The organism is Ensifer sp. MJa1 (assembly GCF_037026475.1).
Lineage (GTDB): Bacteria > Pseudomonadota > Alphaproteobacteria > Rhizobiales > Rhizobiaceae > Ensifer.
The window spans coordinates 159254-172397 of the sequence record NZ_JAKUMO010000006.1; the positions used below are offsets into that span (position 1 = coordinate 159254).

Genomic DNA, 13144 nt, shown 5'->3' on the forward strand with positions numbered 1-13144 from the left:
TTTTTGAACTCTTTGCATCAGGCAAGCACCCGGCTGAGAAATGTGCGCACGCGCGGATCGCCGGGGTTGCTGAGGACCTGTTGAGGCGCGCCGTTTTCACGGATCTCGCCATCGATCATCACCACGACACGGTCGGCGACCTCGCGCGCAAAGCCGATTTCGTGGGTGACGACGATCATCGTCGTGCCGCCGCGTGCCAGAGTGCGCATCACTTCCAGCACTTCGCCCACGAGCTCCGGGTCGAGCGCGCTGGTCGGCTCGTCGAAGAGCATGACGCGCGGTTCCATGGCGAGCGCCCGGGCAATTGCAACGCGTTGCTTCTGGCCGCCGGAAAGCTGCGACGGATAGCTGGACGCCTTGGCGGCCATGCCGACCTGCTCGAGCAGGCCCATGGCGCGGGCCTCGGCGTCCGCGCGGCTGAGGCCGCGCACCACCATCGGTCCCTCGATGACATTGCCGAGCACCGTGCGGTGCGCGAACAGATTGAAATGCTGGAACACCATGCCGAGCTGGCTCTGCTGGGCGCGTAGCCGCTTGACCGGCAGCTCCTGCAGGGCACCGCGGGCAAGCTCGTAGCCCATGATGGCGCCATCGACCCAGACAAAGCCGCCATTCGGCGTTTCGAGATGGTTGATGCAGCGCAGGAAGGTGCTCTTGCCGCTGCCTGAAGGCCCAAGGATGCAGAGCACCTCGCCATAGGCAACTTCCAGATCGAGCCCCTTCAGGACCTCGTGGCTGCCAAAACTCTTGCGGATACCGACCGCCTTGACTGCAAGTGTCATGCTTCACCTGTGACGGCCGGACGCCGCGCCCATGGTTTGAACCAGCGGCGTTCGCCGGTTGCGGTCGCGGCGTCGCGGCCGAAATGACGTTCGAGATAGTATTGGCCGATGGAGAGAACCGTGGTTCCCGCCAGGTACCAGACGGCGCAGACGAACAGGAGTTCGATGACGGCGCCATTGATGAAGTAGATGCGCTGTGCGGCGTTCAGCATCTCGCCCATGGCGATGGTGGCGGCAAGCGAAGAGAACTTCAGCATGCCGATGGCGCTGTTGCCGAGCACGGGCAGGATCAGCCGCAGGGTCTGCGGCAGGATGATGCGCCGCATCGTCTGGCCGGGCGTCATGCCGAGCGTGTGCGCCGCTTCCTTCTGGCCCTTGTCCACCGAAGAAATGCCGCCGCGCACGACTTCCGTAAGGTAGGATCCCTCGTTCACACCGAGACCGAGGACGGCTGCGACGAACGGCGTCACCACGTCGACCATGCGGGCGTCGATGAGGCCGGGGATGTAGAGCCTTGGGAACACCAGCGCGATGTTGAACCAGATGAGAAGCTGCAGCAGCACCGGCGTGCCGCGGAACACCCAGACATAGAGCCAGGCGGCAAAACGCAGGATCGGGTTTTCCGAGAGCCGCATGATGCCGAAGGCAAAGCCGAGCAGCACGCCGAGCACCAGCGCGCAGGCCGAGATCAGCAGCGTCCAGCCGAAGCCGGTGATGATGACACCGGCGGTCAGAAACTCGCCGACCACGGTCCACTGGATCTGGCCGACGGCGAAGGCGCGTCCGATCACGGCGAGGAGCAGGATCACGAGACCGCCGCTGATCCAGCGTCCGGGGTGTTTCAGCGGGCGGATGGCGACATCGGGACCGGGAAGGTCCGTCAAGGACAGCGCCGGCGTTGAATGTGACTGAGACTGGTGCATGGCATCCAATTGTAGGGTTAGGCCTACAACTTGATAGTGGCGAGCCCATGCCGAGTCAAGCGGGCAGTCGGCGAATATTTCGAGCTGTGCATATGTGCGGGTGCAGGTCGTGCATTCCGGCCCGGCCGGAGGGGCCGCGCCGCCAGCGCGACCCCCATTCATGAACCTGTGTGTCAATCCTCATCGGAGGACGAGTTCGAAGAGGAGTTTGACGAAGAGTTCGAGCTGGAATTGCTCGAGCTGTTTGAACTGGAGTTGCTCGATGAATTGGAGCTGCTGTTTGAATTCGAGTTCGAACTGGAGTTTCGCGAACTGTTCGACGAACTGTTGGAGCTTCGGTTGGAACTCCACCCGTCGTCGTGTCGAAAGCGGTCGTGGCGCACCTGGCTTGCCTTGTGGCTGCGCGTCATTTTCTGCAGGAGGCGGGAAACCGGGTCGTCGTCGGCAACGGCGGGCGCGGGCGCCGCCGTGCCGACCATCAGGAATGCGCTGAGAATTGCGATAGCCTTCTTCATGGCGGTTCTCCTTTGTGAGGCAGCCTCTGCGACTGCGATGGAAGAACGTCGCTGAAGGGCGCCTATTCCAGAAAAACAAAAATATTTTCAATTATATAGCTTGGATACTCTGCGCGCGCCGAGGCGCCGCCGCTGCCGGTCAAAGCGACCGTGAGATGGCCGGACTGAGAAGCGGATCTAACGCTGTGCGCGGGCGAACCTCCGGTACCAGCCATCCGACGCTAGCGTCTTGCGCAGGATCGTCTTGCGCACTTCGCGCTCCTGATCGCACTCGGCACGAATGTCTGCGTCGAGATCGCAGGTGTCGCGGCGGAACGGAATGACCTGGGCGATGGGCGTGCCGCGCTCAAGCACATGCAGACCATCCGCGCCGGTGGCGAAGAAGGGAAAGTGGATTTCCGAGTGATAGGTGTCGGTGTCGACGATCCCGGAGACGATTTCGAAGATGCCGCTCGGCCGGTTGAGCGGCGGCACGAACAGGCAGCTCCAGCCCGGTGGCGTTCGGATGGTCCAGTAATTGTGGAACTTGCAGGGCGGCAGCGGTTCGCGTGGGTTACCGGCAACCTGATGGCTGGCATGGTTGCTTACCATGGTGCGGTCGAAATCCCAGCCGCAATCGACCGTCCGACCGTTGCCGGAAATTTCCATGCGCACGGTTGCGGCAAGCCCGATGACCCAGCCGGCCGCCATGGCGTCGAGAAAGGGCATGCAGCGCTTGACCGTAATGCCGCTGCTGGTTGTGACAGATGGGCCTCATCGATGGCCGGCAGTTTGCGAAACCAGTCGGGCAATGCGGTCTTGGCGCGCACCGGCGGCGGGATCACCGCCTCATCGTCCTTGCGGCAGAGAAAGGTCATCGCGGGTTGCCGCCTGTTCAGAAGGGCAAAAACCATTGTCGTTCTCCTCGAGCAGATGCTGGAAGAACGGCGAGCGGCGGAGTTTATTCCCGGAACCCCCCGTATATTTGTCCCACCCGCGCCGATTGCAGGCGTGGCCGAGCGAGAGGCGGGCAAACGGTCCCGGTTCGCGCGGGACCAAGATAAAGCTTCCCATCACCGCCGCTTTGTCCTAGAAGGCGCCCCGTAATCCGGTCGCAGCCTACCCGGTCAAAACAAGGACACCTATGATGAAGACGATTGTCATCTGCTCCGGCGGGTTGGATTCCATTTCGCTTGCCCACAAGGTCGCAGCCGAGCACGAACTCACTGGCTTGCTCTCTTTCGACTACGGGCAGCGGCACCGCAAGGAACTGGACTTTGCCGCCGCTTGCGCCAAGCGGCTCAACGTTCCGCATCAGATCATCGACATCCGCCCGATTGGCGCGCATCTGACGGGATCGGCGCTGACGGACGATGTCGACGTGCCCGACGGCCACTATGCCGAGGAAACGATGAAGGCGACGGTGGTCCCGAACCGCAACGCCATCATGCTCGCCATTGCCTTCGGGCTCGCAGCGGCCCAGAAAGCGGACGCCGTTGCGGTTGCCGTGCACGGCGGCGATCATTTCATCTATCCCGACTGTCGCCCCGGCTTCATCGACGCCTTCCAGGCGATGCAGAACCACGCGCTCGAGGGCTACGCCAATGTGTCGCTCTATGCGCCCTACGTGACGATCTCGAAGGCGGACATCGTCACGGACGGTGCAAGCCATCAGACGCCGTTCGAAGAGACCTGGTCCTGCTACAAGGGTGGTGCGCGCCATTGCGGCCGCTGCGGCACCTGTGTCGAGCGGCGCGAAGCCTTCCATCTTGCCGGTGTTGTCGACCCGACCGACTACGAGGACCCGGATTTCTGGGTGGCGGCGACGTCGGCCTTTGCCGCCGAGGAGGTGAAGTGATGTTCCGGATCACCAAGGAATTCCATTTTTCCGCCTCGCACCAGCTCAAAAGCCTGCCGGCGGATCATCAGTGCGCGCGGCTGCACGGCCACAACTACGTCGTCGAGGTCGAGCTGACGGGTACTGATCTCAACGAGCATGGCTTCGTGCGCGACTACCACGAGCTTTCGCCGCTGAAGCACTACATCGACGAGAGCTTCGACCACCGCCACCTGAACGACGTTCTCGGCCACGACCGGGTGACGGCCGAATGCCTGGCGAAGCACTTCTACGACTGGTGCAAGGCGAGGCTGCCGGAAACATCTGCCGTTCGTGTCAGCGAGACGCCGAAGACCTGGGCGGAATACCGGCCATGACCGGGCCGGCAGACACGCGCATCCGTGTCAGCGAAATCTTCGGGCCGACGATCCAGGGCGAAGGCGTCCTGATCGGGCTTCCGACCGTGTTCGTGCGCACCGGCGGCTGCGATTACCGATGTTCCTGGTGCGATACGCTGCATGCGGTCGACAGCGAATACCGCGACCAATGGCTGCCGATGTCCGTTGACGAGATCTGGGCGGAGGTCGCCAAGCTTTCCGGCGGCAAGGCGCTGACGGTGTCGCTGTCCGGCGGCAATCCGGCGATCCAGCCGCTGGGACCGCTGATCGGCCGCGGAAAGGCCGACGGTTACCGCTTCGCACTGGAAACGCAGGGCAGCATAGCCAAAGGCTGGTTCGCTGATCTCGACGTTTTGGTGCTGAGCCCGAAGCCACCATCGAGCGGCATGGAGACTGACTGGCAGGCTTTCGACGACTGTCTGCGTATGGCGGCGGGCGGCCCCGAGATCGCCCTGAAGATCGTCGTCTTCGACGAGCGTGACTATGCCTATGCCCGTGACGCCGCGGCGCGCTACCCCGCTTTGCCGCTCTACCTGCAGCCGGGCAACCACATACCACCACCGCCCGATGATGACGATGCCACGGTCGACATCGACGGCATCATCGACCGCATGCTCTGGCTCGTGGGCAAGGTGACGGAGGATCGCTGGTTCGAGGCGCGCGTGCTGCCGCAGTTGCATGTATTGCTCTGGGGCAACCGGCGCGGGGTATAGAGACCGCACTTCTGTTGCCGGCCGCAATCTCCGGGCTTGGTCGGGTAAGCGCGGACGGCTATGGTCCAGGCAATGTGACCGGGCGAGGGGCGTCATGCAGCTGAAGACCAAACGTGTCTATGAGCCAAAGGCGGACGGCGACGGGATGCGCATCCTGGTCGATCGCCTGTGGCCGCGCGGGCTCACCAAGGCCGATGCCGCAGTCGATCTTTGGTTGAAGGAGATCGCGCCGACGACGGAACTGCGCCGGTGGTTTCATGCGGGTGAGGGAGGCTGGGAGGAATTCCGCGCGCGCTATCTCGCCGAACTCGACGGCAACCCTGCCGCAGTTGAGCAACTGCGGCAGCGCTTGGAGGAAGGTCCCGTCACCTTGCTCTTTAGCGTCAAGGACGAGACGCAAAACCACGCAGAACTGCTCAAGAGCTACATGCTGAAGTGCCTGTAGCGACGGCTGACGCATCGCTTTGCGACGTGCTTTCGCGGTTCCACAATGAAAGCGCGAAAATTTCTTTGTGGTCGATGTCGGAATGATAAATCCTCGCACGTCTTAATCTCGAAGGCGGTCTGGGCCGCCCCGACAACAAGGAGATTGAGAATGTTTCGTACCGCTTTGATCGCTGGCGCTCTGCTGATGTCCGCCACTGCATTTGCCGAGGCAGAGACCGTCGAAGTCAACGGCATGAAGATGTACTACGAGGTCTCGGGCGAGGGCGAGCCGCTGGTCGTGCTGCACGGCGCCTACATGAACATACCGTCGATGGGTGCGATCATTCCGAAGTTGGCCGAGACCCACAAGGTCTATGCCGTCGAACTGCAGGGGCATGGCCGGACCAACGACATCGACCGGCCGATCACCTACCCGAACCTTGCGGACGACGTCGCCGCCTTCATGGATGCGGTGAAGTTGGAGAAGGCCGATGTCTTCGGCTATTCGATGGGCGCTGCCGCCGGCCTGCAACTCGCAATCCGCCATCCGGAGAAGGTGAACAAGCTCGCCGCCGCATCGGTTGCCTATGATGCCGAGGGCTGGCAGCCGGAATTCAAGGCGTTCATCCCGCAGATGACGGTCGAGATGCTCGTCGGCCTGCCCTTTGCCGAGGACTATCGCAAGCTTGCCGTCGATCCCAACGGCTTTCCGGAACTGGCACGCAAGCTGATCCAGCTCGAAAAGGAGCCGATGGCCTGGGAGGCCGACGTCAAGATGCTGAAGGTGCCGGTGCTGATCATTGCTGGTGACGCTGATGTGGCGACGCTCGAACACAACGTTGCGCTTTTCCGCCTGCTCGGTGGCGGCGCGATGGGCGACATGGGCAAGCCGCTTTCGGCATCGCGTCTCGCCATCCTGCCGGCGACGTCGCACACCGCCGTCATCAATCAGCCGGAACTGCTGCAGGCGTTCATGGAGCCCTTCCTGAAGGGCGAGGCGCCGAAGGGCATGTTCCCGTAATCAAAGTCGGACGGCGCCACCTTGCGGATGGCGCCGTCCTTTTGTTCTTCCCGGAAACGGATTTAGCGCAGGCGCCGGCCATCGGCGTCGAACACCAGAGCGGCTGCGGGATCGAAACGGGCCGAGATGCCGTCTCCCGATTTCAGGTCGCGGCCGTTCTTCGTTTCGATGATGACCAGTTCGCCATTGCCGTGCCTTGCATAGGCGAAGGTTTCGCCGCCGAGATGCTCCAGCATGTCGATCGTCAGGTCGAGGCTTGCCGAACCACTGTCGCCAAAATGCTCGGGGCGAATGCCGATTGTAACCGCGCTCCCCGGCTTTGCCTCCTTGACCCTGACCGGAATGATCGCGTTGCCGAAATCGGGCAGGCGGACCTCGGTTCCGTCGGCCTCGACGATCCCTTTGAGAAAATTCATCTTCGGTGAGCCGATGAAGCCCGCGACGAAGAGATTGGCGGGGTTATCGTAAAGGTCGAGCGGCGAGCCGACCTGCTCGACCACGCCGCCGCGCATGACCACGATCTTGTCGGCAAGTGTCATCGCCTCGACCTGATCATGGGTGACGTAGATGATCGTCGTCGCCAGCTTCTTGTGCAGCCTGGCGATCTCGATGCGCATATGGACCCGAAGTTCCGCATCGAGATTGGACAGGGGCTCGTCGAAGAGAAAGATCTTCGGATGGCGGACGATCGCGCGGCCGATCGCCACGCGCTGGCGCTGGCCGCCGGAAAGCTGCTTCGGCTTGCGGTCTAGCAGCGGTCCAAGCTCGAGGATCGCTGCTGCCTCGCCGACCCGTTGTTCGATCTCCGCCTTCGGCACGCCGGCAAAGCGCAACGCAAAGCCCATGTTCTCCCGGACCGTCATATGCGGATAGAGCGCATAGGACTGGAAGACCATGGCGATTCCGCGCTTCGACGGATCGACATCGTTCATGCGCTCGCCGTCGATCGTCAGGTCACCTGACGTGATCTCTTCGAGACCGGCGATCATCCGAAGCAGGGTCGACTTACCGCAGCCCGAAGGGCCGACGAAGACGACGAACTCGCCGGACTTGATGTCGAGGTCGACACCCTTGATGACCTCGAAGTTGCCATAGGATTTTCTGACGTCGCTGAGTTGCAGTTCGCTCATGCAGCGGCTGCCTCCTGCGACTTCGCTGAAAGCTCCAGCCGCACGGTACCAAGCCGCGTCGAAGTGACCGTGACCGCGATGCCGCCGGCAGTCCCTGTCGATTCCAGCCAGAAACCGGTCGAGCCGCCCTGGAAGACGAGGCGCTCGGGCCCGAGCAGCCGGGCCGGGCCAGTGACCGTGACGTCGACCGCATCGTTGAGGAACGGCAGGACATTGCCGGCCTGATCGAGGGCGCGCACGATCACCCGCACGCTGTCGCGGCCCTCGGACTTAAGCGTCGTGTTGTCGGCGACAACGTCGAGCGTCGTCGGCACGGGATCGGCGACCATGTGAAGGCTTGCCACAGGTTTGCCGTCGATAAAGCCGGTGAACTCTGCATCCTCCCACTTCATGCCCCAGACCCCGAGCTCGTCCTTGGTGAAATGGCGATGGTCGATGACGACGGGCGGATGCGGCAGGTGCGGGAAGTTCTGGCGATCTGGGCTGACGCGCTTGACGAGCGAACCGTATTTCAGCTCGACCTCGTCGCAATTGGTCAGCACGATCAGCGGCAGCACGCCACCGATATTGCGCTCGCCACGCGCCCAGAAGGTCACCGGCTTCATCACCACCTCCTCCGAGGGCGCGCACTGGCTGGCATAGACATAGGCTGCGAATTTTGGCTGGCGGAACATGTCCATGACGCCGTGATAGCAGATCCGGTCGCCGGAGCCGAAGTCCTTGTGGGTGTTGTAGTCGAACATGCACCAGCCGACGGCGCCGCAAATGCTGTCATCGCCATAGGCCGCGTTCAGCACCTCCAGATGCCGGCGCACGTGCTCAGCCTGGCGCTGTTCCTGGTCGTAGATCTTCGTCGGATACATGTGGCCGCCGAATTCGGTGATCATGTAGGGCACCTTGCGCTTGAGCCCGGTGCATTCCTGCTGGGGCCTCAGCGCCGTGCGCGGGCGGTTTGCGCCCGGCAATTCCTCGTTGCCGAGGATGAAGTCGTTCATCGTGTAGACGTCTTCGAGAAGCTCGCTGTCGGTGATGTAGCGCACGCCGCCGGTCTGGCGTGTCGGGTCGAGCTCGCGCGCCAGCCGGTTGGTTTCGGCGTAGAAATCGTGCGAATCCTGCGACTCGTTGATGCGCACGCCCCAGATGATGATCGAGGGATGGTTCCAGTCGCGCCCGATCATGCGGCGGACGTTCTCGATCGCCTCCTGCTTCCAGGCCTCGCCACCGATATGCTGCCAGCCGGGGATTTCTTCAAAGACCAGCAGGCCGATGCGGTCGCAATGCTCGATAAACCACTTGGATTGCGGATAGTGCGAGGTGCGCACGAGGTTGCAATGCAGCGTGTGCTTGAGGATTTCCGCGTCGCGTTCCTGCGCCGTCTGGCCCATGGCATAGCCGACATAGGGGAAGGCCTGGTGGCGGTTAAGGCCGCGGATCTTCAGCGGCCGCCCGTTGAGCTTGAAACCGTCCGTGGTGAATTCAGCCGTGCGGAAGCCGAAGCACGACGACAGGCGGTCGCTGCCGCGATCGCTGCGCAGTTGTGTTTCGATCTCATAGAGAACCGGGCTGTCGATGTCCCAGAGCGAAAGCCCGGTGAGGCCGGTCATCTGCAGCGTGACGCTCTCGCCACGTGTTTCGCCGGTTACTTCCGCCAGCACCTTGCCGCTGGCGTCCTTGAGGAGGGCTGTGATCGCGCCGGCAAAGGCGAGGCCTTGCGGGTTGGCGAGATCGCAGCGGATCGAGACGGACTTGGCATCGCTGAGCGTATCGCGGGTCTCGAACTTGAGATTGGCGATCGAGACTGTGTCGGTGATCTTCAGCCAGACGTCGCGATAGATGCCGGCATAGGTCAGGTAGTCGATGCGGCCGCCGAAAGGCGGGATTTCCGGGTTCTCGCTGCCGTCGATCTTGACGGTGACCACGTTGTCGCCTTCGCGCAGCTTGTCCGTCAGCCGCGCTTCAAAGGGGGTGTAGCCGTCCTTGTGCGCGATGACTTCCTCGCCGTTGAGGTAGACGACGGCATCGGCCATGGCGGCATCAAAGACGAGCGAGACCTCGCGACCGTGGAACTCGCGGCGCCAGGCAAGCACCTTCTGGTAGGTGAAGGCCCGTTGATAGCTGGTCTCGTCGAAATAGTTGAACGGCAGTTCGACGGCATTGTGCGGCAGGCTGACGGCCTTGCCCGGCTGCATCCGGCCGGCATTGGCGGCTTCGAAGCCTTCGGAGAAGACCCAGCTGTCATTGAAAGAGGTAACAGAACGCATGATCATTCCTATTTGACTGAGCCCAGCATTCCCTGGACGAACTGGCGTTGCATGAAGAAGAAGACCGCGAGGGTCGGAAGCGTCGCGAGGATGGTGCCGACCATGACGACGCCGTAGTCGGGGTAGTAGGCCGAGGCGAGCGAGGAGATGACGAGCGTGATCGTTTTCTGCTCGTTCGACTGCAGCACGATCAGCGGCCAGAGGTAGTTGTTCCAGGCGGTCATGAAGACGATGATGAAAGCGGCCGCATAGGTCGAGCGCATCACCGGCACATAGATGAACAGGAAGATCTGCCATTCCTTCAGCCCGTCGACCTTGGCGGCATCGCGAAGCTCCGATGGGAAGGCCTTGGTGGTCTGGCGGAAATAAAAGACGATGAAGGCCGAGCCGATCGTCGGCAGCACCACCGCTAAGTGCGTGTTGATGAGGCCGGCCTTTCCCATCATGATGAACAGCGGGATCATCAGCGCCGCAAACGGGATCATCATCGTCAACAGAAGAGCGCTGTAGATCCGGTCGCGGTGGCGCGAGCGGAACATCTCAAAGCCGTAGCCGGCAAGCGACGAGACGGCGAGGGTGAGCACCGTCGCCAGAATGGCGATCTTGGCCGAGTTCCAGAAGATCAGCGGCGCATTTACCTGGGTGAAGAAAGCGCTGATGTTGGTGGCGAGCGCGCCGCCGGGCATCATCTTGCCCTTGATGATGTCGATCGACGAATTGGTGGCGCCGAGCAGCATCCAGACGAAGGGAAAGATCGACAGAAAGGCCATCAGCCCGACGAAGCCGTAGGTGAAGGTGGTGGCCGCGATGCGTGTGAATGTCGTGTTCATCGGTCGCGCTCCCGGGCTGCGAAGAATTGCAGGCAGGCGAGCAAGGCGACGAGCACGACGATGACGTAGGAGACCGTCGCCGCGTAGCCGAAGTTCGGCATGAAGCGGAAGGTCAGGTTGTAGATGTAGAGCGACAGTGTCAGCGTCGCGTTCGACGGTCCGCCCTTGCCTTCGGTGAGGTTGTAGACCTCGTCGAAGAGCTGGATGGTGCCGATCGTCGAAATGACCGTCGTGAACAGGATGACGGGCTTCAACAACGGAATGGTGATGTGGGTGAAGCGGGCCCAGGCGGGAACGCCGTCGATGCGCGCCACCTCGTAGATCGACTTGTCGATGTTCTGCATCGCCGCGAGGTAAAAGATCATGTTGTAGCCGGTCCAGCGCCAGGTGATGGCGAGGATGACGAGAACCTTCGCCCAGAACGGATGCGTCAGCCAAGGGATCGGCTCGCCGATAATGCCGATGGCTTCGAGCGTCGCGTTGACGACGCCGTCATGGGCAAACATGCCTTTGAACAGAACCGAATAGGCGACGAGCGAGGTGACGCAGGGCAGGAAGATGGCGGTGCGGAAAAAGCCGCGGCCGACGAGCTTCGGATTGTTGAGCAGTGACGCCAGGATCAGCGCCAAAAGGATCATGATCGGCACCTGCACGACGAAGTAGGTCAGCGTGTTCGTCAGTGCCTTGATGAAGACCGGGTCGTTCCACAGACGGACGATGTTGGAAAAGCCAGCGAACTTCAGCATCATCCCGCGGCCAGACTGGAACGACATCCAAAGCGACCAGAGGATCGGGTAGACCATGAACAGCGCGATCAACCCGAGCGCCGGCGCGACGAAGAGCCAGCCATTGACGTTGTAGTATCGGCCGATGCCGCCGCGGCGCGCGAGAGCCATCATCATCCTCATGGGTAGCAGGTGCCGTTGGCCGTGGCTTTGTCGCCACGGCCAGGTGCGGTCAGTCGCGGGAGCGATTACTGGATCTGGGCGCTGACTTCGGCGTCGATCGCCTTCAGCACCTCGTCAACCGGAGTTCCTTGCGTCAGGGCCGGCAGTTGCGCGGTGACGGCGGTGTCCGCCTCGTTGGTGAAGACGCCGTAGTTGACCGAAGGAACCTTCGCCAGCCAGTCGGAGAAGTTCTGCCAGACCTTCTCGCCGCCGAAGAAGGCATCGGCCTCGCCATAGGCAGCTCCGCCGCGGGCCGCGAGCAGAGAGCCGACGGCGCCACGGTCCGTGAGGATCGTCTGGTAGAAATCGACGTCCTTGGCGTAGACTTCGTTGAGGAAATCGATCGCCTCGGCCTTTTCAGCCGAACTTTCAAGCACGTACCAGCTCGAGCCGCCGAGGTTCGAAGCGTGCGTCGCGCCGTCGATCGAGAGTGCCGGGATCGGCGCCACGCCCCACTTGCCCGATTGATCCGGCTGCGCCTTGACCGTGCCGGTGATCCAGACGCCGGTGATCACGCTTGCCACGTCGCCGGACGTGAAGGTGCCAACCCAGTCGGACCAGCCGGCGGCCGGCTTGTAGATGTTGGCCGTCATGATCTTGTTGATCGTCTCCAGCGACGCCTTCAGCGCGGCGTTGCCGGTGATGTTGGGCTTGCCTTCCTCGTCGAAGTACCATTGTCCGGCCGATTGCATGATGATGCGGACGAGCCCGGCATCGGTCGGGTCAATGCCCATCATCTTCTTGCCGGTCTTGGCCTCCACTTGGCGGCCGATCTCGATGAACCGGTCCCAGGTGATGCCCTGCATGTCCTCGGGCTTGAAGCCGGCCTGCTCCAGATAGTCCTTGCGATAATAGAGGCCGGTGACGCCGGAATCGAACGGCATGCCATAGACCTGCCCTTCCAGCGTCATCAGCTCGACCTTGTAGGGAGCAAAGCCGGAATAATCGACGGTGCCGGAAAGCGGCGCAAAGGCGCCCGGGAAGGACTGGAGGTATTTCTGTGCGCCGTAATCTTCGATCAACACAATGTCGGGCAGTGCATCGGCCGTGCCGGAGGAGAGGCCGGTCTGCAGCTTCTGCTCGACGTCGGCCTTGGCGAAGTCGACGATGTTGAAGGTGACATCCGGGTGCGTCTTCGTATAGCGCGCGCCGGCTTCCTTCATGATTGCAACGTTGAAGTTCGGATCCCAGCACCAGACGGTGATTTCCTTGGCCTCAGCCGCCGTGACGGCCATGAGGCTTGCGCCTGCAAGCGCGATGCCGGCGAAACGCGGCAGATAGTTACGCACGTTCATTGGTTCCTCCCTGGAATCCGTTCCCCGAGACGTTCCTCTTCGTCTCGGCCGGGAGTATTTCGCAAAAATCTGGAGAAGGCAATATTT

13 protein-coding genes and 1 pseudogene are annotated in these 13144 nt (G+C 62.2%); 6 read left to right on the top strand and 8 right to left on the bottom strand.

Annotated features, from left to right (window positions below; genetic code table 11):
• Positions 1–17: 17 nt before the first annotated feature.
• On the bottom strand, positions 18–782 hold the full coding sequence (locus MKZ91_RS10730; protein WP_336170822.1) for an amino acid ABC transporter ATP-binding protein: 765 nt from the start codon (positions 780–782) through the stop codon (positions 18–20).
• Positions 779–1666, bottom strand: a complete 888-nt coding sequence (locus MKZ91_RS10735; protein ID WP_442892246.1) for an amino acid ABC transporter permease — start codon at positions 1664–1666, stop codon at positions 779–781. The genes MKZ91_RS10730 and MKZ91_RS10735 overlap by 4 nt, the downstream gene beginning before the upstream one ends.
• 270 nt (positions 1667–1936) lie before the next feature.
• Here MKZ91_RS10735 and MKZ91_RS10740 point away from each other — a divergent pair, with 270 nt between their 5' ends.
• Positions 1937–2275, top strand: a complete 339-nt coding sequence (locus MKZ91_RS10740; protein ID WP_336170826.1) for a hypothetical protein — start codon at positions 1937–1939, stop codon at positions 2273–2275.
• A 122-nt stretch (positions 2276–2397) separates the two neighbouring features.
• Here MKZ91_RS10740 and MKZ91_RS10745 read toward each other — a convergent pair.
• Positions 2398–3113, bottom strand: a pseudogene (locus MKZ91_RS10745) (DUF6065 family protein).
• A 233-nt stretch (positions 3114–3346) separates the two neighbouring features.
• Between MKZ91_RS10745 and queC the strand changes: the two are divergent.
• From queC to MKZ91_RS10770, 5 genes are all read left to right on the top strand, one after another.
• Complete coding sequence (queC, locus tag MKZ91_RS10750; RefSeq protein WP_336170827.1) at positions 3347–4057, top strand: 7-cyano-7-deazaguanine synthase QueC; 711 nt, start codon at positions 3347–3349, stop codon at positions 4055–4057.
• The gene (gene queD, locus MKZ91_RS10755) at positions 4057–4413 is read left to right on the top strand and encodes a 6-carboxytetrahydropterin synthase QueD (RefSeq protein WP_336170829.1); all 357 of its coding nucleotides are present in this window, start codon (positions 4057–4059) and stop codon (positions 4411–4413) included. Before queC ends, queD begins: the two co-directional genes overlap by 1 nt.
• On the top strand, positions 4410–5147 hold the full coding sequence (queE, locus tag MKZ91_RS10760; protein WP_336170830.1) for a 7-carboxy-7-deazaguanine synthase QueE: 738 nt from the start codon (positions 4410–4412) through the stop codon (positions 5145–5147). Before queD ends, queE begins: the two co-directional genes overlap by 4 nt.
• A 94-nt stretch (positions 5148–5241) precedes the next feature.
• On the top strand, positions 5242–5592 hold the full coding sequence (locus MKZ91_RS10765) for a DUF488 domain-containing protein (protein ID WP_336170831.1): 351 nt from the start codon (positions 5242–5244) through the stop codon (positions 5590–5592).
• A 150-nt stretch (positions 5593–5742) separates the two neighbouring features.
• Positions 5743–6594, top strand: coding sequence for an alpha/beta fold hydrolase (locus MKZ91_RS10770; RefSeq protein ID WP_336170832.1), 852 nt, complete (start codon positions 5743–5745; stop codon positions 6592–6594).
• Between the two features lie 62 nt (positions 6595–6656).
• Here MKZ91_RS10770 and MKZ91_RS10775 read toward each other — a convergent pair whose 3' ends face one another.
• The 5 genes from MKZ91_RS10775 to MKZ91_RS10795 all read right to left on the bottom strand — a co-directional run bounded on the left by MKZ91_RS10775 (position 6657) and on the right by MKZ91_RS10795 (position 13057).
• Complete coding sequence (locus MKZ91_RS10775; protein WP_336170833.1) at positions 6657–7724, bottom strand: ABC transporter ATP-binding protein; 1068 nt, start codon at positions 7722–7724, stop codon at positions 6657–6659.
• The gene (locus tag MKZ91_RS10780) at positions 7721–9985 is read right to left on the bottom strand and encodes a glycoside hydrolase family 2 protein (protein ID WP_336170834.1); all 2265 of its coding nucleotides are present in this window, start codon (positions 9983–9985) and stop codon (positions 7721–7723) included. The genes MKZ91_RS10775 and MKZ91_RS10780 overlap by 4 nt, the downstream gene beginning before the upstream one ends.
• An 8-nt stretch (positions 9986–9993) precedes the next feature.
• Positions 9994–10815 carry a carbohydrate ABC transporter permease gene (locus MKZ91_RS10785; protein WP_336170836.1) on the bottom strand — a complete coding sequence of 274 codons (822 nt, stop codon included), beginning with the start codon at positions 10813–10815 and terminating at the stop codon, positions 9994–9996.
• Entirely contained in the window at positions 10812–11711 is a 900-nt protein-coding gene (locus MKZ91_RS10790) for a carbohydrate ABC transporter permease (protein ID WP_336170838.1), read from the bottom strand. Before MKZ91_RS10790 ends, MKZ91_RS10785 begins: the two co-directional genes overlap by 4 nt.
• A 77-nt stretch (positions 11712–11788) precedes the next feature.
• Positions 11789–13057, bottom strand: a complete 1269-nt coding sequence (locus tag MKZ91_RS10795) for an ABC transporter substrate-binding protein (protein ID WP_336170840.1) — start codon at positions 13055–13057, stop codon at positions 11789–11791.
• Positions 13058–13144 lie beyond the last annotated feature (87 nt).